17 protein-coding genes are annotated in these 22,237 nt (G+C 61.3%); 11 read left to right on the top strand and 6 right to left on the bottom strand.

Features of this window, described 5'->3' with window-relative positions; translation table 11 throughout:
• From ACWKWX_RS20100 to ACWKWX_RS20085, 4 genes are all read left to right on the top strand, one after another.
• The gene (locus ACWKWX_RS20100; RefSeq protein ID WP_483828679.1) at positions 1 to 1,170 is read left to right on the top strand and encodes an amidohydrolase; all 1,170 of its coding nucleotides are present in this window, start codon (positions 1 to 3) and stop codon (positions 1,168 to 1,170) included.
• 141 nt (positions 1,171 to 1,311) lie between these two features.
• On the top strand, positions 1,312 to 2,856 hold the full coding sequence (locus ACWKWX_RS20095; protein WP_483828678.1) for an AMP-binding protein: 1,545 nt from the start codon (positions 1,312 to 1,314) through the stop codon (positions 2,854 to 2,856).
• Between the two features lie 17 nt (positions 2,857 to 2,873).
• Positions 2,874 to 4,037: an acyl-CoA dehydrogenase family protein gene (locus ACWKWX_RS20090; protein WP_483828677.1), complete on the top strand. Its 1,164-nt coding sequence runs from the start codon at positions 2,874 to 2,876 to the stop codon at positions 4,035 to 4,037.
• Positions 4,038 to 4,078: 41 nt separating this feature from the next.
• A complete protein-coding gene (locus ACWKWX_RS20085) occupies positions 4,079 to 5,380 on the top strand; it encodes an MFS transporter (protein ID WP_483828676.1) in 1,302 nt (433 codons plus the stop codon).
• Positions 5,381 to 5,585: 205 nt separating this feature from the next.
• Here ACWKWX_RS20085 and ACWKWX_RS20080 read toward each other — a convergent pair whose 3' ends face one another.
• Complete coding sequence (locus ACWKWX_RS20080; protein WP_483828675.1) at positions 5,586 to 6,506, bottom strand: LysR family transcriptional regulator; 921 nt, start codon at positions 6,504 to 6,506, stop codon at positions 5,586 to 5,588.
• Positions 6,507 to 6,740: 234 nt separating this feature from the next.
• Between ACWKWX_RS20080 and ACWKWX_RS20075 the strand changes: the two genes are divergently transcribed.
• Complete coding sequence (locus tag ACWKWX_RS20075) at positions 6,741 to 8,591, top strand: DUF1302 domain-containing protein (RefSeq protein ID WP_483828674.1); 1,851 nt, start codon at positions 6,741 to 6,743, stop codon at positions 8,589 to 8,591.
• 48 nt (positions 8,592 to 8,639) lie between these two features.
• On the top strand, positions 8,640 to 9,959 hold the full coding sequence (locus ACWKWX_RS20070) for a DUF1329 domain-containing protein (RefSeq protein ID WP_483828768.1): 1,320 nt from the start codon (positions 8,640 to 8,642) through the stop codon (positions 9,957 to 9,959).
• 11 nt (positions 9,960 to 9,970) lie between these two features.
• Here the strand turns inward: ACWKWX_RS20070 and ACWKWX_RS20065 are convergent, their stop codons facing one another.
• The 4 genes from ACWKWX_RS20065 to ACWKWX_RS20050 form a co-directional block, all read right to left on the bottom strand.
• Complete coding sequence (locus ACWKWX_RS20065; protein WP_483828673.1) at positions 9,971 to 11,944, bottom strand: alkyl/aryl-sulfatase; 1,974 nt, start codon at positions 11,942 to 11,944, stop codon at positions 9,971 to 9,973.
• 139 nt (positions 11,945 to 12,083) lie between these two features.
• Positions 12,084 to 13,364, bottom strand: a complete 1,281-nt coding sequence (locus ACWKWX_RS20060) for an MFS transporter (RefSeq protein WP_483828672.1) — start codon at positions 13,362 to 13,364, stop codon at positions 12,084 to 12,086.
• An 11-nt stretch (positions 13,365 to 13,375) separates the two neighbouring features.
• Positions 13,376 to 14,563 (bottom strand): M20 aminoacylase family protein, encoded by a 1,188-nt coding sequence (locus ACWKWX_RS20055; RefSeq protein WP_483828671.1) that lies wholly within the window; start codon positions 14,561 to 14,563, stop codon positions 13,376 to 13,378.
• A gap of 89 nt (positions 14,564 to 14,652) precedes the next feature.
• Positions 14,653 to 15,549, bottom strand: a complete 897-nt coding sequence (locus ACWKWX_RS20050) for a LysR family transcriptional regulator (protein ID WP_483828670.1) — start codon at positions 15,547 to 15,549, stop codon at positions 14,653 to 14,655.
• A 314-nt stretch (positions 15,550 to 15,863) separates the two neighbouring features.
• Here ACWKWX_RS20050 and ACWKWX_RS20045 point away from each other — a divergent pair, with 314 nt between their 5' ends.
• Both ACWKWX_RS20045 and ACWKWX_RS20040 read left to right on the top strand, forming a co-directional pair.
• Entirely contained in the window at positions 15,864 to 17,198 is a 1,335-nt protein-coding gene (locus tag ACWKWX_RS20045; protein ID WP_483828669.1) for an OprD family outer membrane porin, read from the top strand.
• Positions 17,199 to 17,507: 309 nt separating this feature from the next.
• Positions 17,508 to 18,353 carry an alpha/beta fold hydrolase gene (locus ACWKWX_RS20040; protein WP_435424629.1) on the top strand — a complete coding sequence of 282 codons (846 nt, stop codon included), beginning with the start codon at positions 17,508 to 17,510 and terminating at the stop codon, positions 18,351 to 18,353.
• Positions 18,354 to 18,384: 31 nt separating this feature from the next.
• Here ACWKWX_RS20040 and ACWKWX_RS20035 read toward each other — a convergent pair whose 3' ends face one another.
• Positions 18,385 to 19,335, bottom strand: coding sequence for a GlxA family transcriptional regulator (locus tag ACWKWX_RS20035; protein WP_049276379.1), 951 nt, complete (start codon positions 19,333 to 19,335; stop codon positions 18,385 to 18,387).
• A gap of 107 nt (positions 19,336 to 19,442) precedes the next feature.
• Between ACWKWX_RS20035 and ACWKWX_RS20030 the strand changes: the two genes are divergently transcribed.
• From ACWKWX_RS20030 to ACWKWX_RS20020, 3 genes are all read left to right on the top strand, one after another.
• Complete coding sequence (locus ACWKWX_RS20030; RefSeq protein WP_435424630.1) at positions 19,443 to 20,240, top strand: SDR family NAD(P)-dependent oxidoreductase; 798 nt, start codon at positions 19,443 to 19,445, stop codon at positions 20,238 to 20,240.
• Between the two features lie 23 nt (positions 20,241 to 20,263).
• On the top strand, positions 20,264 to 20,779 hold the full coding sequence (locus tag ACWKWX_RS20025; RefSeq protein WP_483828668.1) for a carboxymuconolactone decarboxylase family protein: 516 nt from the start codon (positions 20,264 to 20,266) through the stop codon (positions 20,777 to 20,779).
• A 149-nt stretch (positions 20,780 to 20,928) separates the two neighbouring features.
• Complete coding sequence (locus tag ACWKWX_RS20020; protein ID WP_483828667.1) at positions 20,929 to 21,936, top strand: zinc-binding alcohol dehydrogenase family protein; 1,008 nt, start codon at positions 20,929 to 20,931, stop codon at positions 21,934 to 21,936.
• The last annotated feature ends 301 nt before the right edge of the window (positions 21,937 to 22,237 follow it).

The raw sequence follows: 22,237 nt of genomic DNA, 5'->3' as shown, positions 1-22,237 counted from the left end.
ATGACCTTACACACCACAACACCGGCTGGCGAACTGGATGAGTTCATCGCGCTGCGCCACGCCTTGCACCGCCGCCCCGAGATTGGCGCAGACACGCCCGAAGCCGCGGACATGGTCGCCAACTGCTTGCAGCGCTGGGGCTATGAGGTTCATCGCAACGTCGGTGGCCATGGCCTGGTGGGCGTGCTGCATGGCGCCCCCGGCGGCAGGCGCCTGGGCCTGCGGGCCGACATGGACGCGCTGCCCATGCAGGAAAACAACACTTTCGAGCACGCAAGCCAAATCCCGGGACGCATGCATGCCTGCGGGCATGATGGTCATACGGCGATTTTGCTGGCGGCGGCGCAGCGCCTGGCACTCAAGGCGGATTTGCGCGGCACCCTGAACCTGATCTTCCAACCCGATGAGGAGGGGCTGTGCGGCGCAAAAAGCATGATCGCCGATGGTCTGTTTACCCGGTTTCCCTGTGACGCCGTTTACGCCCTGCACAACATGCCAGGCTATCCGGTGGGCTCGGCGCTGATTCAGCCGGGCCCGACCATGGCCTCGTCATCCAGGGCCACCTTGCGGGTTCACGGCAAGGGTGGTCACGGTGCGATGCCAGAGCGGGCGATCAATCCCATCAGTGTCGTCGCCAGCCTGGTGAACGCCATACAGGGCATCAAGACCACGCAACTGTCGGTGCATGAGCGTGCAGTCATCAGCATCGGTGCCGTGCAGGCTGGCACCGTGTACAACATCATTCCCAACGAGGCAACGATGTTGGTGGGGGTGCGCACCGATGCCCAGGTCACGCTGGACAAGGTGTGCGCCAGCCTTGAGCAGATTGCCAAAGGCCATGAGCACCTGTTTGGGGTACGGATTGACCTGACCATCGAACACCTGGCTCCTGTGCTGGTCAATCACGCGGTCGAAACGCAGCTGTTGCATGACAGCCTCGCACCCTTGCTGGACCCACAGCGCATCTGGAGCAACGCGCCGATCATCATGAGCACCGAGGATTTCGCGTGGATGCTGGGGGAAGTCCCGGGGTGCTATTTCATGCTCGGCAATGGGGAAGGGGAATACCACGGCTGTTCGGTGCACAACCCCCATTACGATTTCAATGACGAGCTTATCCGCCTGGGCGCCGACTGCTGGGTGAAGCTTGCCAGCGACTATCTGAGGTAGACACCAGCGGCCATCGTTCAGGACGGCACTGTCGCCGGCCAGCCAGAAACGGCATGGCGCGCATCAGGAAGGGGTATTGGCCCCACCAGTGCATGAGTCGCTAGGATCGGTCAATCCTTTCCTGGCGACGAGACTCCTGACGTGAACCTTGGAAATCTGATCAGCCGCAGTGCGCTTTTCTGGCCTGACTCGCTGGCCGTGGTCGACCGCTTCCAGCGCCTGACCTTCGCCCAGCTCGAACAACGCAGCAACCTTCTGGCCTCCGGTTTGGATGCGCGTGGCGTGGCGCGGGGCGCCCATGTGGCCATACTGGCCGCCAACCGCGCGGAACTGGTAGAGGCGGAAATCGCCTGCTACAAGAGCGCCTGCGTCAAGGTGCCGATCAACGCCCGACTGTCTTTGGACGAGGTAATTCAGGTGCTGGTCGACTCCTGCAGTACCGTGCTCATCGCGGCCGAGGGCTTCGCCCAGGCCGTGGCCGAGCGCCGCGCCGAGCTGCCGTTGCTGACGCTGATCGTGTCCTTGGGGCAGGGTGGCGACCTGCCGTACGCCGACCTGCTGGCACTGGGTAGCCCGACCCCGGTGTACAGCGACCCGGCCGACGAGGCGCTGGCAGTGCTGCATTACACTTCGGGCAGTTCCGGCGTGCTCAAGGCCGCCATGCTCAGCTTCGGTAACCGCAAGGCATTGATCCGCAAAAGCATCGCCAGCCCGACGCGCCGCGCGGCCCCCGGTGATGTGATGGCCCATGTCGGGCCAATCACCCATGCCAGCGGCATGCAGATCATGCCGCTGCTGGCCGTTGGTGCCTGCAACCTGTTGCTGGAGCGCTACGATGACCAGTTGTTGCTGCAGACCATCGAACGGGAGCGGGTCACCCGGCTTTTCCTGGTGCCGGCCATGATCAATCGGCTGGTCAATTTCCCCGAGGTGCAGCGCTTTGACCTCAGTAGCCTGCGCTTGGTGATGTACGGCGCCGCGCCCATGGCTCCGGCGCTGGTCAAGCGTGCTATCGAGTTGTTCGGGCCGATTTTGGCCCAGGGCTACGGCGCGGGTGAGACGTGCTCGCTGGTCACGGTGCTGACCGAACAGGACCACTTGGTGGAGGTCAACGACCAACGCCGCCTTGCGTCGTGCGGGCGCTGCTATTTCGATACCGACCTGCGGGTGGTCGACGAGGCTTTCCAGGATGTGCGGCCCGGGGAGATCGGCGAGATTGTGGTCAAGGGGCCGGACGTGATGCAGGGTTACTGGCGCGCGCCGCATTTGACCGCCGAGGTGATGCGCGACGGGTACTACCTCACGGGCGACCTGGCTACCGTGGACGAACAGGGCTACGTGTTCATCGTCGACCGCAAGAAGGAAATGATCATTTCCGGTGGCTTCAACGTGTACCCCACCGAAGTGGAGCAGGTGCTCTACAGCCTGCCCGAGGTGTTCGAAGCCGCGGTGGTCGGCGTACCCCATGAGCAATGGGGCGAGGCGGTGCAGGCGGTGGTCGTGCTCAAGCCGGGGGCCAACCTTAGTGCCGAGGCCATTATCGAGCATTGCGCCCGCGCCCTGGCAGGTTTCAAGAAACCCCGTGCCGTGGACTTCGTCAGCGAGCTGCCGAAGAACCCCAATGGCAAGGTCGTGCGCCGCCTGATCCGCGACGCCTACTGGCAGCACAGCGAACGCCGCATTTAATTCGACGGAGACTTCCCATGCAGCAGCCCAATGCCAAGGTCAGCGAACTCATCGCGGCCGTCGGCGGTTTCATCCGTGACGAAATCCTGCCACTGGAGCGCTTCGAGGGCCTGAGTTGGGGCCAGCCCGTGCCCCGCGCGGTGCTCCAGGACGTATGGACGCGCTCGTGTCGTCGCGGTTTCTATACCCTCATGCTGCCCCAGGCCCTGGGCGGGGCGGGGTTGACCACCGCTGAGCTGTGCCAGGTCAAGGAAAGCGCGATACTTACCGGCTCCCAATTGGCGCCCCATGTGCTGGGCGAGCTATCGGGGCCACCGCGCATTGGACATCTTTTCAAGGTTGCCAGCCCTTACCAGATCGAGGTGTTCCTGCAGCCGGTGTGCAGGGCCGAGAAGGCGGTGTGCTTCGCCCTGACCGAGGCCGAGGCCGGGTCTGACGCCAGTGCCATCCAGACCCAGGCGCGCCGCGAGGGTGATCATTACGTACTGAGCGGTGCCAAGCGCTACATTTCCGGCGCACCCCATGCGGACGTCGCCGTGTTGCTGGCGGTGACCGACCCTGCGCGCGGCGCCCAGGGGATCTCGGCGTTCTTCGTGGACCTCAAGGCGAACGGCGTGCAGGTCAACAGTGATTATGGCGTGATGTCCGGCAACGGCAGCCACGGCGATATCGTCCTTGAAGCGGTGAGAGTGCCAGTGGAAAACCGCATCGGCGAGGAGGGCGCCGGGTTCCGCCTGGCTATGGGGCGTATCACCGTCAACCGCTTGCTGCACGGCGCGACCCTGCTGGGCTGGGCCGGCCTGGCGTTGAACCTGAGTGTCGAGCACGCACGCAGCCGGCGCCAATTCGGCCAGCCGATCGGCATGTTCCAGGCGGTCAGCCACCTGGTCGCCGACATGGCCACTGAGTTGCAGGCGGCGCGCGCGTTGGTGTACGCGACGGCGGCTAACCATGACCAGGGAGGTGATATTCGCACCGAGGCGTCCATGTGCAAGCTGTTCGTGTCAGAAGCCGCATTTAGGATCGCCGACCGCGCCGTGCAGGTGCATGGCGGCGCCGGCTTGATCCAGGGGCACCCGGTGGAGTGGCTCTTCCGCGCCACGCGCATGATGCGGATCTTGACCGGTACCAGCGAGATTCAGCGCAACACCATCGCCAAGGGCATTCTCATGCCTGAGTGACTGCCAGGCTACCCCGATAACAACAAGAACGAGAGCTTGCCATGACCCACGAACAACGTCCTCCTCGCCCGGGCTCCGCCTGGACCATTGCGGTGCTGCTGGCCTTGCTGATGCTGGTCAACTTTCTCGACAAGGTCGTCATCGGCCTGGTGGCCGTGCCCATGTCCCGCGAGCTGGGGCTAAGCCCAAGCCAGTTCGGCCTGGTGGGCGGGGCGTTGCACTGGCTGTTCGCGCTATCGGCGGTGGCGGGCGGGTTCGTGGCCAACCGCCGCCCTACGCGCATGCTGTTGCTATTGATGGGCGCTTCCTGGGCGTTGCTTCAACTGCCTATGCTGCTGGTCAATTCGATGTGGGCGATTGTGGCCTGCCGGGTGTTGTTGGGGGTGGGCGAGGGGCCTTGTTCGCCGGTGGCCACTCACGCGTTGTACAAATGGTTCGCCAATGATCGGCGTAGCCTGCCGGTGGCGTTGTTGCACACGGGCAGTGCACTGGGCCTGCTGGTGGCGGGGGCGATGATTCCCTGGGTCAGCCTGCATGTTGGCTGGCGTGCCAACTTCGCCGTGCTGGCGGTACTGGGGGCGGTATGGTGCCTGCTCTGGTGGCGGGTGGGGCGTGAAGGCAGCCTTGATCACCGGCCGCATGGGACGTCGGAGCAGCCCCTGCCTTACCGCCGGCTGTTGGCCGATGCCACGGTGCTGTGCAATTACCTGTGTCATTTTGCGGCCAACTGGTCGTTGGCGCTGACCTTGACCTGGGTGCCCAGCTACCTGGAAAGCGGCCTTGGCATTGATCCGATCAACACCGGGCGGCTGTTCGTGCTATTCGTGTTGGTGACCACGCCACTGAGCCTGTTCATGGCCTGGTGGTCCCAGCGGTTGGTGCGGCGGGGGGTGCCCTCGCGCCAGGCAAGAGGGGTGTTCGTGTCCCTGTGTCTGATCGCCAGCGGGCTGCTGTCGGCAGCGCTCTTCGTGCCAACGCTGGCGGTACCGGCGCGTATTGTGTGCCTGACCTTAAGCGGGGGGCTGGCTTTGGTGATGTACTCGGTGGGGCCAGCGATGCTGGCGGAGTTCACCCCCAGCCAGCAGCGTGCCGGTATCCTCGCCATGGGTAACGCCGTGGCGTCCCTGGCTGGCCTGGCGGCGCCTGTCATCACCGGCCTGCTGGTACAGGGCGCCGGTGCCGCGCACCCTGCCGGGTTTGCCCAAGGTTTCCTGGTATGCGGTGCCGTGCTGGTGACGGCAGGCCTGCTGGGGCTGCGCTACCTCAACCCCGGGCGCAGTCGCCAGCGCCTGTGTCACCCCCCCGCCACGCAGCAGCCCCGTGCTGCCCCCCAGCATCCTTAGCAGCGGCCGCCAGGCCGCGTGCCCTGACCGCACTTTCGGCAGCTTGCTAGGGGCTGTCGACCGCGTCGCCTCCATTGCGGTTTCAAGGCAGTTGCTGCGACAGGTGTGGAAGCTGGCTTGCCAGCGAGCCGTTGAGGCCCTAAAAGCTCGCGAGCCAGCCCCCACAAGACGATTGCTGCATCTGGAACGCGGCCAAGGCCGACTCCTACGGTTCGCTGCGTTCGATGAGGGTGCCTTGCCAGCGCCCATCGCTTACCGCCTCCACCAGCAATCCGCGCACCAGGTCGCGCAGGCAGGCGGCAGCGAACGAAAGCGGCTTGTGCAGTGAATGGGCAATGGACACGGTGCGGGTGATGCGCGGCTCGATGATCAGGCGCGCGCTGGTGGGGGCCAGCAGTTCTTCCAGCGGCGGCCAGTTGCTGATGGTTGCTGCCAGCCCGGCGCGCACCAGGCTGGCGATGCCGGGTGCCGACTGTTGCTCGTAGACACAGTTGAGCGCCACCCCGGCCTCCATGGCTGCCTGTTCCAATCGGCGCCGCAGGTGCAGGGCACGCGGCGGCATCACCAGCCGTGTCGCCGCCGCTTGGGCCAAGGTGATGGGGCCACCAATGCCGGGCGGGCCCACCCAATACAGGTCCTCGCTGAACACCGGGTCGGCAACTACGTCCTGCAGTTCCTCGGCGTTAGGCACCACGCCGAAATCGACCTTGCCCAGTTCGATGGCCTGGCCTCCTTCGTGGCTCAGGCCGTCGCGCACGGTCAAACTGACCCCGGGGAATTTCTGCTCGGCCTGGGCAATCATGCTGGGCAACAGCAGCGCCGAGGCCGTGGCTGGAATCGAGATGGCCACGTGGCCCATGGGCGCGCCGCGGCTGGAGCGCAGCTCGTCCTTGACCGAATCGAGCATCTGGATCACGGTGCGCGCCACTTCATACAACTGCCGCCCGGCATCGGTCAGGTCGATACCGTCGTGCTGCCGGGCCAGCAACTGCATGTCCAGCTCACTTTCCAGCAGCCCCATCTGCCGGCTCAGGGCTGGCTGGGCGATATAGGCGCGCCGGGCGGCGGCGGAGAAGCTGCCGGCCTCGGCAATGGCGATCAGGTAGCGAAGCTGCTTGAGGGTCATGGGTGTGCGTTCCGTGGCTATGCCGAAGCGTTATGGCGCCCATCCGAAGACGCTATTTGTGGCACGCGGACGGGGCTCCTAGTATCGCTGAACCCCCTATCCCGGGGAACCCTGCAGCAGTGAGGTGAATGATCTTCCACCGGACCACCGGATACGCTTGAACGACAGTCGCCTGTCGCGCCCATCATCAGTTCTCACTCTCGAATAAGCACAAGAATACGAGGAAAAAGAGTGATGGCATTCTCCCTGCGCGGCGCGTTGCGCCAGCCCGTTGTCCTGCTTTCATTAGGCTTGTTGACGCCGTCCGCCAACGCCCTGCAATGGCAGTGGGGCGAGGTCGAGGGCCAGCTGGATTCGTCACTGTCAGTGAGCACCGCCTTCTCCACCACTCACCCCAGCGCGGCGCTGGAAAACAGCGCCAACAGCGATGATGGCAGGCGCAATTTCCGCGCCGGCGACGAGTTTTCGCGGCTGTACCGAGGCACTCATGACCTTGAATTGCGTCGCGGTGACATGGGCTTGGTGCTGCGTGGCACCTATTGGTATGACGCCGTGCTGCAGGAGCAAAGCCAGCGCTTCAAGGACGTCGACAACCAAGGTCGCGACACTGCTGCCCGATCCAGCGGTGCCCAGTGGCTTGACGCCTTCGGCTACTACCGGTACGACGTCAGCGGCCAGCCCGGCTCGGCGCGGCTGGGGCGGCAGGTGGTGAACTGGGGCGAGAGCACCTTCATCCAGGGCGGCCTGAACGTAATCAATCCGTTCAACCAGTCCGCCATTCGCCGCCCGGGTGCCGAGGTCAAGGACGCGCTGGTGCCGGTCAACCTGTTCTACCTGACGCAGAACATCACTGAAAACCTGTCATTCGATGCGTTCTATCAACTGGGCTGGGAAAAGACCCAGTTGGATAACTGCGGCACGTTTTTCTCCAGTAACGACTTCATCCCCCCGGGTTGCAGCGGCCTGGACGTGGGCGCGCAATTGCGTGGCAACGCCGCGGCGCTGGCAGGGCTGACACCGTTCGGGGTCAACCTGACCGAGGAAGGCATTCGCATTCCCCGCGCCAGTGACGACGACCCTCGCGACAGCGGCCAGTTCGGCGCTGCGCTGCACTGGTATGTGGGCGCCCTGGATACCGAGTTCGGCGTCTACGCCGCCAACTACCACAGTCGCGTACCATACCTGGGCACTGTCAGCAGCCCGTACTACAGCAACACCGGCTTTGCCTCCGGCTTGTGCAGCAACATCGGCGTGGCAAGGGGGGGCTGTTCGGCCTTCCTGTCATCGGCCAACGGCCAGTCGCTGGTAGCGGCCCTGCGTCTGGGGACCTCCCGGTATCTGGCCCAGTACCCCGAGGATATCCACCTGCTGGGCGTTTCGTTCGCCACTACCTTGCGTACGGGGACGGCGTTGCAAGGCGAGTTGAGCTACCGCCCCAACCTGCCGGTGCAGCTCAATGGCAATGACCTGATCCAATCTCTGATCAACGCCAGCCGCTCACCGCTCAACGCCGACGGCTTGCGCCCGGACCGGGACAGCACGGTATACGACGGCTACCGCCGCAAGCCGGTGACGCAGGCCCAGGTTTCCGCGATTCACGTTTTCAGCCAAGTGATGGGCGCCAACCAACTGGTGCTGGTGGGGGAGGCCGGCGTCACTCATGTCGCTCGACTGGAGGGACGCGATGGGCCGCGCTATGGCCGTTCCGGCACCTTCGGCAGTGGCGAGCTGGCGAACAATGCGCTATGCCTGGCGTCATCGAAGACCCCTGATCACTGCAATGACGACGGCTTCGTGACGCCGTTCGCCTGGGGCTATCGGCTGCGCGCCACCTGGACCTACCCCAACATTTTCGCAGGCGTTGACCTGCGTCCCAGTCTGTCCTGGTCCCACGACGTCAAGGGCACTTCGCCAGCCGAGGGCTCGGCCTTCAGCGAGGGCAACAAGGCCATCAGCGTGGGCGTGGACGCCGCGCTGAGCGCTACCTACACAGCGAGCATTTCATACACCAACTACGTGGATGGCGACTACGGCATTCGCGGTGACCGTGATTATGTGGCGCTTGGCCTGGGTGTCACATTCTGAACAGGAGCAATGCCGATGAACCGACTGATATGCATGGCCGCGGTGCTGATGGTGGCAGACCCTGCGATGGCGGCGGTGGACGCTCGCCAGGCAGCACGGCTGCAGGCAGACCTGACCCCGGTGGGCGCCGAGCGTGCTGGCAGCGCCGACGGGCGCATCCCGCCGTGGGAGGGTGGCCTTGGCCAGGAGGCCGCAGCCATGTCGGCCAACGGCACGCCCCTGGATCCTTATGCCAACGAGACCGCGCTGTTCACCATCACCGCCGCCAATTACCAGGCCTATCAGGGGCAACTCAGCGCCGGGCAGATCGCGCTGCTCCAGCGCTATCCCGACACCTGGCGCCTGCCGGTCTACCGCAGCCACCGCAGCGTTGGCGTGCCAGCCGCCCTGCAACGCTGGGCCGCCATTAATGCTGTGCGTGCGCGGCTCAGCGACGATGGCAATGGCGTGCAGGGCTTCAGCGGCGCAGTGGCATTCCCGCTGCCGACCACGGGACTGGAGGTGCTGTGGAATCACCTGACGCGCAGCCGCAATGCCAGTTTCAGCCAGGTCGCGGACAGCGCCACACCGCAGCGCACCGGCCGTTTCGTCATCAGCAGCGCCCGCCAGCGGTTTGCCCGCAGCGACGCGGTGCAAGGGCTGGCGCCAGGGGAGGCGGACAATGTGCTGTATTACTTCAGCCAGCAGGTCACTGCGCCGTCGCGTGTGGCCGGTGACGCGGTGGTAGTGCATGAAACCCTGGATCAGGTGGCTCAGCCACGCCTGGCCTGGGTCTACAGTGCCGGCCAACGTCGGGTGCGTCGTGCGCCGGGGCTGGACTATGACAGCACGGCGCCGGGCACCGCCGGGCTGCGCACTGCCGACAGCCGCGACATGTTCAACGGTGCGCCAGACCGTTATGACTGGCACCTGCTGGGCAAGAAGCCGCTATACGTGCCGTACAACAGCTACCGCCTGGCCTCGCCCACGTTGCGCTATGCCCAGCTGCTGCAACCTGGCCACCTGGCAGCACAGGCCACGCGCTATGAACTGCACCGGGTGTGGGAGCTGGTGGCCACGCTCAAGCCTGGGGCGCAGCATCTCTACGGGCAGCGTCGGTACTATCTGGACGAAGACACCTGGGCGATCGTCGAGGCAGATTACTACGACCGCCAGGGGCACCTGTGGCGTACCGCCGAAGCCCACACCTACTACCATGTGGCAGCGGGGGCGGCGCTGAACGCGGTGGAGGTGACCTACGACCTGAACAACGGTCGCTACCACGTTTCAGGGCTGACCAACGAGCAGCGCCGGCCGTATGCGTTCGACACACCGGCCAGCGTCTCGTACTTCTCGCCGGGGGCGCTGCGCAGCTATGGCGTGCGCTGAACACCGGCGTTCTATGGGGTAACGATGTTGAAGCGGCCATCGGCTTCATCGAGCTGCGCCATGAAGCGCAAAAAGCTGAAGCGTTCGCCGCTGATGGCAATGCCGCCCGTCAGCACCTGCTTGAGGAAGCCGGTCTGCTTCAAGGCAATCCGGTCCAGGGTGTCCTTGCTCATGGCCACCGTCACGTCGGCTTGCGGGTGCTGGCAGTGGTCGCGATGGGTGAGCACGCCGTTGCGCAAGGTTAACGCATAGCTGTCGTCCAGGTCGGTGAAGCGCCAGTTGATGGTCAGGTTGGTGTCGGCGGCTTTTTCAGCATTCACCCGCACCGCAAGGTAGTCGAAAAACATCGACGGTGTGAGCGCCCGCACCATGTCGACCACGTTGCCGCTGGCAGCTGGCGGGGCTATGCCCTGGCGCAGCTCTTGGGCGCCGGTGAGGTAGGCGTTGCGCCAGGTGGCGTTTTCGCTCTGGTAGCCCAATTGCTCAAGGGCGTCGGCCTGCAGTTGGCGCGCCTGCGTATTGCCGGGCTCGGCGAAGACCAGGTGATTGACCAGTTCGGCCACCCAGCGGTAATCCCCGGCCGCGAATGCCTGGCGCGCCTTGGCCAGCACTTGCTCGGCGCCGCCCATGGCTTGCACGTAGCGCTGGCCGGCGGCCTGCGGAGGCAGCGGGTCAAGGTGGGCAGGGTTGCCGTCATAGAACCCCATGTAGCGTTGGTAGACGGCGCGTACGTTGAAGCTCAGCGAGCCGTAATAGTCGCGGGTATACCACTTGTTGGCCAGGTTGGGGGGCAGGGTGGCCTGGCGCGCGGCGATGTCGTCGGGTGTCAGGCCCTGATTGATAAGGCGCAGGGTCTGGTTGTCCAGCCAGGCATACAGGTCGCGCTGGTCGGCCATGAATGCGCGGATGTTGGCGCCACCCCAGGTGGGCCAGTGGTGTTGGGCGAATTCCACCTCGGCACGGTCGCCGTAGCGCACCAGCGCCTCGTCCAGGTAACGGGCCCACACCTTGGGGTCGCGCACCAGGGCGCCGCGCAGGGTCAATACGTTGTGTTGGGTATGGGTGGCGTTCTCCGCCAGGCACAGTGCCTTGAACTGCGGGAAGTACAGGTTCATCTCCGCCGGTGCCTCGGTACCCGGCGTCAGTTGCAACTCAATGGTCACGCCATCCAGAACGATGGTTTCCAACGGCTGGGTGATTTCGCGGGTCGGGGCGATCAGGCTGACGGTGGGTGCGCTCGGCACGCCCTTGCCCAGGCCTGCATCCACTTGGCCTTGGTCGCCGTGGGGCAGCAGGCTGCCGTACATGTACTGGGCGCGGCGCTTCATGGCCGGCCCGGCCAGCACGTTCTCGCTGACCGCGTGTTCGAAGAACCCTTGCGGGGCGATCACCTGGACCTTGCCGGTCTTGACGTCCGCCTCGTCGATGACCCCGCGCACGCCGCCAAAATGGTCGATATGCGGGTGGGTGTAGATGACCGCCACCACCGGCTTGGCTGGCCGATGCTTCAAGTACAGGGCCATTGCTGCGCGGGCGGTTTCCACCGAAAGCAGCGGATCAATGACGATCAGGCCGCTGTCGCCTTCCACGATGGTCATGTTGGCCAGGTCCAGGCCACGTACCTGGAAGATGCGGTCACTGACCTGGAACAGCCCGGCGATGTTGTTCAACTGCGCGATTCGCCACAGGCTGGGGTTCACCGACCCTGGCGCCTGCGCGCCATCCAGAAAATCATAACTGGCGCGGTCCCACACCGGCTGGCCGTCGGCGTTGCGCACGGTGCCGTCGAACGCCTCGATCAGCCCTCGGCGCGCTGCGTCGAAGTCAGCGGTATTGTCGAAGGGCAGGCGCTTGAGCCATTGCTGGTTGCTTTGCAGGGTGAAGGGGGTAGGCGCCTTGCTGGCGGCAGGCTGGGTCGCAACTGCGGCCAGTGGAGTCATCAGCGCCAACGCCAGCAGGCAGTGTGGCGAACGTCGAGGCAGCATGAAAGGGTCCTTGTTGTGCTCAAGGCGCTCACTCTAGAAGGCACCGCCGCCAGCCGCCAATACGGCGCTGGCATGGCGGCCATGCCAGGGTGCGATAGCGCCCGGGTCACGCTACCCTGCCGGCTTGAAGCCGCTGATTTCAAATTGGCGCTGTGTTCAGCGGGTAGGCAGATGTTTCCTCGCCCGCTGCCAATGCCTGCCGAGCCTTCTCAGGCTGCACCATGCGCAAGCCAATCATGCCCGCAGCGACAATGGCGACGCCGAATCCGGCAAGCGCCACCTCAAAGCCATGGACGATGTCTCCACCAAAATGCGCCACCATCTGCCCGACAATCCACGGCGCGAGGATGCCCGCACTTGTCGAAACCCCCAAGTGGATGGCTAACATCGAGCCACGTTTTTGCGGCGGTGCGATGTGCGCCACGATGGCATTGCTGAACGTGGGCAGAATGTTGATCAGCACCCCACCCACGCAGTAGATGGCAATGCTTGATGCCCGGCTGCCGTGATGAAGCACGAGTACGACGTACGCCACGCCCGCCAACACCGAAGCAACCATGGGTATCGCCACCAGGGTGGCCTGCAGCGATGCGCCCCGCAGGGCGGCCCTTCGGGCCAGCAGTGACACGACAAGGTTCACCACCAGGATCAGGCTGGTCGCCAGCACCGCAAGGTAGCCATTTTCCATGGGGGTGAGCCCGTGGCCTTTCTGCATGTAGACGGGTATCCAGCTGTAGGCGAGGGCGTTGGGCAGGTACCCCAGGAAGCCCAGCAGGGTAATCCACAGGTAGGTACGATTCATCAGCAGACGGCGGTAGTTGCCTTCCCCCGGTGGGACATGCTGCACGGCGATGCCGCGATTGCCCTCGGCACCGAAAATCATCCAGGCGGCCATCCAGATGACACTGGCGCCGGCCAGCATGAAGTAGGCGCCGCGCCAGCCCACCCAGCTGATAGCCAGGGGCAAGCCAATGCCACCTGTTAGCGCCCCGAGCATGATCGCGGCCTGGATGAGAGAAGAGGGGACTACCCGGTTCTGCGCATCAAACCACTTGAAACAGGCGTGTTGGCTGACGGCGGTTGCAGGTCCCGTACCTGCACCCAGCAGCAGGCGCCCGATGACCAATGCCATCAGTGTCTGGCTGAGGCCGGTGAGCACCTGGGAGATCATCCAGACAATGGCCATCGCCACCAGGATCCACCGGGTTGGCACGCGATTGGCCAGGAAACCTACCACTACTCCACTGATCGAGTAGAGGCAGTAGAAAGAACTGCCGATCAACCCGAAGGTGACAGGGCTCAGTTGCAGCTCATCGATGATTTTCGGGCCAGCGAAGGCAAAGATGGTTTTATCGACGATGCTCAGCATCATCACCAGCATGAGCAGTACCACCACAACAGCGCGGCGAGAAGGGCGCATAAGTCTTTTCCTTATTGTGCAGCCAATGACGTTTCAACCAGTTGCGCCCACAGGCTAGCGCCGTAGACGATGGCTTCGTCGTTGAAATCAAAACCGGGGTTGTGCACCGAGCAGCCATTGGCGCCGGCCGTGCCATTGCCCAGCGCGACGTAGCAGCCGGGACGTTCCTGCAGCATCCAGGCGAAATCTTCGCTGCCGAGGAAGCCACTGGGCACCCGCGTCACGATCCGCTCGGCGCCGAACACGTCCCGGGCGACATCCAGGATGCGCTGGGTGGCCGTTGCTTCATTCACCAGCACGGGTACCAGGCGCTCGTAATGGATATTGCCGGATACCCCATGCGCCGCCGCAATACCGTGGACGGTCTCGCCGATGCGTTGCTCGAGCAGATCTCGAATGTCTGGCTTGGTAGCCCTTACACTCAGGCGCAGCAGCGCCTCGTCCGGAATTACGTTGGCGGCTTCTCCGGCCTGGATCGCGCCCACGGTGATCACCGCCACCTCGCTGGCCGGTACATTTCGCGAGACGATGCTTTGCAGCGCACCCACCAGCGCGGCCGCAGCAATGATGGGGTCGCGAGTCTTGTGCGGCATGGCGCCATGCCCACCTTGCCCGGTCAAGGTGATGCTCACCCGATCTGAAGAGGCGGTCAGGGCTCCCTCGCAAATCAGCACATGCCCCAGCGCGAGTCCGGGTGCGGTATGCAAGGCAAACAACGAATCACAGGGGAAGCGCTCCAGCAGCCCATCATCCAGCATGGCGCGAGCACCGCCGAGCAGTTCTTCGGCAGGTTGGAATATGAGGTTGAGGGTGCCGTTGAATTGACCGTGCTGGGCCAGGTACTTGGCTGCGCAGAGCAGGGTGGCGGTATGGCCATCGTGGCCGCAGGCGTGCATTTTTCCCGTGGTGCTACTGCGGTAACCACAGGTCCCGACTTCGTTGATAGGCAGCGCATCCATGTCCGCACGGATCCCGATGCTACGCGGCGCGCTGCCCTTGCGTAATACCCCAACGACGCCAGTACCGCCAATGCCACGATGAACCTCATAGCCCCATTGGGCCAGCAGTTCAGCTACTTTTGCACTGGTTCGCTGTTCCTCGAAACCCAGTTCGGGATGCTGGTGGAAGTCTTGGCGAATCTTGGCGAATTCGTCTTGCCACTCCACAATTTCCGGAATCAGTTTTGCTGGGCTACCCATTGTGTATCTCCTTGAATTCGAAGGTAGGCCAGCATGCCCGCTGATAATCGGACTGAGTAATCATCAATTTCGATTCTGATAGCGGCCGGTTATTGAGCGCCTCTTGATTGGTAGGCCCAGATAAGGTCCTCGACCAGGTTACGTACCGGAGGGGACATCAAGGACGTTGGCCTTGAAACCACTGAGATATCCGTAGAGGGGATGGGGTCATCCAGTTGCAAGGGCACCATGTTTTTGCGTATCACCGAAAGATTGAAGGCCCGGTGCGACCAGAAGCTGATGGCGTCCAGGGACATGGCCAGCTCGGCATACAGGAGCAGCGACGAACACTCGATGATGCGTGGTGGCAGGGGCAGTCCACTCTCTTGGAACATGTCTGCCGCAAGAGACACGTCGACAGGGTCAGGGATTAACCATTCCTCCTCAAGCAGCTCACTCAAGCGCCTGACGTTGGCTCTGGGATGACCATCGCGGACGGCGATGGTCATTTCCTGATGGTACAAATGATGCCAATCGAACCCCTCCAGCGTCCGATTTGGCGGCTGGCTGGTCAGGGCCATGTCGAGCGTACCCTGACGCATTCCACTCATCAGCTGCGCAGGTCGCAGTTCGGTGATTTGCAGGTTGATGGTGGGGTTACGACGGCGATACTGCTGGATGCACCTGACAAATTCCGGGGTGGGGGTTACCGGTGCTACCCCTATCGATACTCGCCCGCCCTGCGAGTCTTTCAGGAAAGTGATTTCCTCTCTCGCTTTGCGGGTTTCCCCCACGATCAGGCGTGCGCGATCCACCAAACGTTCCCCGTAACCGGTGACGGTGATACCACGGTTGGAGCGTATGAGCAGGGGGACGCCCAGATCCTCTTCTAGATCCTTAATGCTTTTGGAGAGGGCAGGTTGCGAAATATGCACCACCTTGGCGGCTTCGTGGATGCTGCCACTCTCTGCAACGGCTAGTAACGCTCGTAACTGGTGAAGCTTCATGTAAAGAAATCCTTCCTTGTTTACGCCTAACTCAACTGAAAATGAGGCAGCATTGGTGCCAGGCTGATATCGCTTTTAGCTATCGCGATAACGATTGGTTTTCGCAGCTTTTGATAACACCTGTCTATTATGATCATTTTTTTTGAGTTGGATCGGCGCGCAGGATCTTTATAGTGAACTCTCCGGTCACGTCGAATTCTTGTCGCGCCCACAAAAATAATAACGAAGATGTCTGCGGAGAGTGCCGCCCGAGGCAATGCTGCGTCCGCTTTTATCTGCCCTCATGCGTTTAATCTAATGCAGTAGGAGCGGTAATGAGAAAGCTTATAGCTGTGCTTTTCCCTACCCTGTGTTTCTCGTGCGCACAGGCGTCCGAGACTCTTGAAAACGGCTTTATCGACGACGCGCACCTGACACTGGACCTGCGCAATTTCTTCGCCGAACAGCGGACGCTTAGTGGCAGCTCGCTGAGCATTCCGAAAGGGAGCCAGAAAGAGCTTACAAGTCGGCGTACTTCTTGGGTGCAGGGCGCGATGCTCAACCTTGTCACCGGATGGACACCGGGTCTTATAGGTATTGGCTTTGATGCATCTTTTTATGGCGCAACACTGCTGGAGCGCGGTAAAGGGCGCGTGGCGGGTGGCGGCGATCGAATCCCTGTAGAGAACAATGGTACGCCTGTCGATAATTGGGGCCACCTTGGGGTAGCTGATATACGGATGCGGGTGAGCGGGACTGAAATTAAAGCAGGAAGATTCAGCGTAAATACCCCCGTGCTTTGGCCCAAGGACAACCGGGCAATTCCACCCACCTTTCAAGGTATACAAGTCAAGTCCTCTGATATTCCAGGTATGAACGCGCAGATGGCTTGGTTTGATCGGGTACTGGGTCGAACCAGCTCTAATGCGGACCGGTTTGTGAGTACCTACGGCAACCCTAAATACGCGGGGGATAGCGTGTTCATTGCAGGTCTCGACACGTTGCCCTGGAACGGGGTGAGTGGCAGTCTATATTTCAATCGCTATGAAAATGCATGGGATCGGTACCATGCAGGGCTAACGGCCGTTAGAGCGGTCGGTAAATGGGGGTTGCAAACGAAACTTGCTTACTATAGTACTCATGACCAAGGCAGTCGCCAGTTGGGCTATATTGACAACAGTTCCGCTAGTATCTCGCAAACGCTGACTTTCGGTCCGCATTTACTCGGCGTGGGCTACCAGCAAGTATTGGGTAATGAGTTTTTCGATTACCCCCAGGAAACGGTAGGGAACTACAACCCGGTACAATATTACTCTGACTTTAACGGCCCTAACGAAAAAGCAGCCATGGTTCGGTATGGCTTGGATATGGCCGCCTTTGGAGCACCGGGGCTCAGTTTCACTACGTGGTATGCCAGCGGTTGGGATATTGATGGCACTCACTACGACGGTGATCGCAATGGAGCGCACCTGGGGTATGGGGTTCGGAGCCTGGACGGTGCGAGCCATTGGGAGGTGGGTGTTAGCGTCAAATACGTTGTTCAGTCCGGCGCGCTCAAAAACATGACATTACGCCCCGCGTGGTTTCACCACAGGGCAAGAGGAGGGCAGGTCGACGGTAACTATGACGAATTGCGGTTGGTTACCACCATACCCATCAAGATTTTTTGAATATCACTGGCAGCGGCTACAGCGCGTGGCTGAGCCTTGCCGTCGGGGGGAAGGGCAGCTTCTGGCCGATTTATGTCGGTGCTGACCGGCCGCTTTGGGTCGGTTGCGGCCCTTCGTGACAGGCAACAATCGGTCAAAAGCAGTCGCTCATGTCGTCATCTTCTTCTGTCCCGCAGCCGTAACGCCCGCGATTACGATGGGCTGCAGACCGCGAAGCATATGTCTCGAATCACGCCTCTAAACGACGTTTAAGGCCATCAGGTGGTAGGTCAGGATTGCTCAAACCCCACCATCACGGATGTGCCCACCATGACTGCTACATCGCTCAGCGTTAATGCCCCGACTAAATTCATCGACTTGAATGACCGTCGATTGGCATATCGAACCATCGGCAGCGGCCAGCCCCTCGTACTGCTCGTTCGCTATCGCGGCACCATGGACGACTGGGATCCGCTGTTTCTGGATAACCTTGCCGAACTCGGTTTTGAAGTAACCATTTTTGACTACAGCGGACTGGGCCAATCAGGCGGCTCTCCCAGCTACAACCCTGGAGCACTGGCGAAGGACGCTATCGAACTCATTCAAGCGCTGCAGCTCGGTAAGGTCGTCATCGGTGGCTGGTCACTTGGAGGCATTGCAGCTCAGGTTGTACTGGCCCAAGTGCCACAGTTGATAAGCCATGCCGTGCTGATTGGCACCACTCCTCCTGGGCTCCTGGCAAAACCCGGTGAAGCGCTGTTCTACGAAATGGCTCGTCGAGAAAATGACTTCGAGGATTTCGTAAATCTGTTCTTCGAACCAGCCTCTGGTGTCAGCCGAGCAGCAGCTGAAAGGGCTTGGGAGCGTCTCTCTGCAAGGACGCAGGAGCGTAGCCCTCAAGTCCCGGTCGATTGGGCCGCCCAGCAACTTGGAGAGGGCCCCAAAAACCCGGTCTTCCCGGCTGAGGCGGTGTTGAATGCGCTGAAAGGCACCACTGTCCCCGTGCTTCATTTGGGCGCTGATCACGACATCGTCTTCCCGGTTGAAAACTGGTATGCCTTGAGCCGCCAGCTTCCGACATTGACGCTTGTGAGCTTTGCCAGTGCAGGCCACGGGCCGCACATGCAGTATCCGGTGGCTGCGGCTCACCATCTCGCTGCCTTCACATCCGCTTAAGGGAAAGGGGCCACCCAGGTGGCCCTTGCCGTCAAGCCGATACCAGACGCCTGGCGTCCCTTCGCACAGCTTGGGGAGGTACGCCATAGCCACGAATGAAAACCTCACGCATATGCCGGCGATCCCTGAAGCCAGTTTCTTTCGCTACGACATCCAAACTGTGTCGGCTCTGCTCGATCATCAAGCGGGCAGCCTCAAGGCGCAGACTTTCCACGGCCTTGGCGGGTGATTGTCCAGTCTCGGCGGTGAACACACGAGTAAACTGGCGGGGGCTTAGATGCACAGCATCTGCAAGCTCCTCGACACTCAGCGGACGGGCCAGATTCTTACGTGCGTAATCCAACGCGCTCTGAATGCGATCTGATTTAGGCGAAAGTGCCAGCAACTCAGAGTGCTGGGATTGTCCGCCGGAACGGCGCTGATGCATTACGAGTTTTCTAGCCACCGACTTGGCCATCTCGATTCCCAGATCCTTTTCCACCATGCCAAGCGCCATATCCAGGGCGGCAGTCATGCCAGCGGACGTCCAGATCTGCCCATCCACAATGAAGATCCGATCCTCTTCGACTTGGATGTTCGGGTGCAGCTCACGCAGTTTTTTTGCGTAGGCCCAGTGCGTAGTGGCTCGACGATTTTCCAGTACACCTGCCTGAGCCAAGACGAAGCAGCCGGTGCATAGACCCGCAGTGCGTCGAGCGCCGTCGGCAAATCCTCGCACGCTGGCCAGCACCTCCTCACTCGGCGGCGTCAGCGGGGTCAGTGTCCCCGTGATCATCCAGGTGTCGGCCAAACTAGGAGCTCCCAGCGGTAGCGTGTCCATATACATCCCGAGCGACGAGCGCACTGTGCCGCCCTCGATGGAAAAATTCTGAATCCTATAAACCGTTTCGCCCGCTACGATGTTCGCGAATTCAAATACGGCCTGGGTTGCCAGCGACATGACCTGGAAACCTTCAGTGATGAGATAGCCGACCCGGTGCATGGTTGGAGCTCCATTGCTCGATGTCCTAAAAGCGCATCATATGTGTCGTTTAAGACGAAAGCGACCTTCTGCATCATGGCTCCACATCCAAACAATGGAGCATGACCATGACACAGCAATCCAAAGGCACCGCCCTCATCACCGGTGCCTCAACCGGCATCGGCTCAATCTACGCGGAACGTTTGGCACGTCGGGGTTATGACTTGGTGCTGGTCGCTCGTAATCGGGAGCGCCTCAACACGCTTGCCAGCCGGCTCACCATGGAAACCAACCAGAACGTAGAGGTGTTTCCGGCAGATCTGGCAAACGCAGGGGACTTGGCAAAGGTTGAACGCAAACTGCGTGAAGACGCCACGATTACCCTGCTGGTAAATAATGCCGGCATTGGCACCCACACCAGCCTGCTGGAAAGTGACGTGGAGCGTATGGCCGAAATGATTACCCTCAACGTCACCGCTCTAACCCGGCTTACCTATGCAGCCATCCCAGGGTTTGTGACACGCAAGCAAGGTGCCGTTATCAACATCTCGTCCATCGTCAGCCTGGCACCGGAGCTTTTGAACGGCGTGTACGGCGGTAGCAAGGCCTATGTGACCGCATTTACCCAGTCTCTGAACAAAGAACTTGCGGACAAAGGCATCAAGACCCAGGCGGTACTGCCAGGGGCCACCGCGACTGACTTCTGGCAGATCGGCGGCTTGCCTATCGAGAATCTGGATCCGGGCATCGTGATGTCTGCCCATGATCTGGTGGACGGCGCCCTGCAGGACTTTGACGACGGTGTGCTGATCTCCATCCCCTCGATGCACGACCTGCAATCGTTCGAACGCTATGAAGCCAGCCGGCAAGCCATGTTCAGCGAGCTCTCCAGCAACCAGCTTGCTCCACGCTACAACGCCAAGTGATAACCCGCGAAGGAAACAGCATCATGACTCGCATCCATGCACTGACGCTCGACCAAGCTCCTACGGCTGCCCAAGCCGCCCTACAAGGTGTGGAAAAGGGCCTGGGTTTCATTCCAAATGCTTTCGCGACCCTCGCCCACTCACCTGCTGCTCTCGCCGGCTATCTCGCGCTTTCGCAGGCGCTGAACAAGAACAGTTTGAGTCCCAGCGAACGTGAGGTAGTGGCGCTGGCGGCATCGGAAGTCAATGGGTGTGACTACTGCATTGCCGCTCACAGCTTCTTTGGCGGCAAAGCAGGCTTGGATGCGAATGCCTTGTTGGCTGCACGTGCCGGAACGCTCGACGGTGTTGCGGCCTTGGCCAGGGTGGTGACGTTGAGCCGAGGCCAGCTAAGCGATGCTCAATTGGCGGCGGCGCGAGAGGCTGGACTAGATGACACCAGGATCGTCGATGTGATCGCCCAGGTTTCTCTGCTCACACTGACCAACTACCTGAACAACGTGGCCGTGACAGAGATTGATTTCCCTCCTAGCAAATGATGGTTGAGTGGAGCGAGCCCACCTGGTCACGGACGCTCCACAACGTTTTCATTCCGAGTGAGAAGGTCTGGTTCCCCTCAGGTTGTTTGTTGTGTGAGTCGAAGCGAACAGCCTGCACCCACTTATTGAATTCGAAAGAGGTAGAGCCAATGAAGGCTGTCGTTTACACCCAATCCGGTTTGCCTATCCAAGATCCGCAATCACTTTATGACGCGGAACTACCCACGCCCAAACCCGGTGCTCGGGATCTTCTGGTGGAGGTCAGAGCTATTGCTGTGAACCCGGTTGATACAAAAGTCCGGGCAAGCCGTGGCGGAGAGCATCCACAGGTGCTCGGCTGGGATGCTGTCGGCGTTGTCCGTGAGATAGGTGCTGAGGTTAAGTTGTTCCGACCCGGTGATGAAGTGTTCTATGCCGGTGCCATTGACCGGCCCGGCACCTACAGCGAGCTTCACGTGGTGGATGAGCGCATCGTGGGGCACAAACCTCGCAGCTTGGGCAACGCCAGTGCCGCCGCCTTGCCGCTTACCTCTATCACCGCCTGGGAATTGCTGTTCGACCGCCTAGGTATTGAAGAGAATGGTGGCAAGGATCAACGCCTGCTGGTTATCGGAGCTGCTGGTGGCGTTGGTTCAATCCTGATTCAGCTTGCCAGCAAGCTTACACAACTGACTGTCATCGGCACTGCCTCAAGGCCTGAAACCCAAGGCTGGGTCAAGGAGCTGGGGGCCCATCATGTCATTGATCACTCTCAGTCGATTCCCCTTCAGCTGGAGGAGCTCAAGCTCAATCCAGTCGACTATGTGATCAGCCTGACGCATACCGACACCTACCTTCCTCAGCTAGTGGAAGTGCTTCGGCCACAAGGCAAGCTCGCACTGATCGATGACCCCGCCCAGCTGGATGTCATGCCGCTCAAGCGCAAGTCTCTTTCGCTGCACTGGGAGCTCATGTTTACGCGTTCGCTGTACAAGACGGAGGACATGCTCAAGCAGCATCAGCTACTCGAACGTGTTTCGCAGCTGATCGATGATGGTGTTCTCAAAACCACCCTCGGCGAACACTTCGGTGCGATCAACGCCGAGAACCTCAAGCGCGCCCATTCGGTCATTGAAAGCGGTAAGGCTAGGGGCAAGATCGTTCTGGAAAATTTCTGATCGTTTCAAGCGCCCGCACAGCAGTGCGGGCTTACCCTCAGTGGATACGCGCCGGCGGATCTCGCCAAGGCAATGCAGCTGTTGTGGGCTTCAATGCCTGAGCTCAATTTCTTTCAGCCGTTTGATCAGAAAACCATGATTCAACAATGTCCGCTATGGGTTGATTGCGGCCGGTCGAGAATGGCCGCTATCGACCCATTGCGGCCCTTCATGAAAGACAGCAATCGGCCCAGAGTGTGTAAAAACACTTTCAAGTTGCTGGTGAGTTAGCCCATGGCTTCTGGTCGTTGCGATATTCCAA

The sequence above is a fragment of the Pseudomonas imperatae genome (genome assembly GCF_057128625.1).
This window is presented reverse-complemented; position numbering and strand designations above follow the sequence as displayed.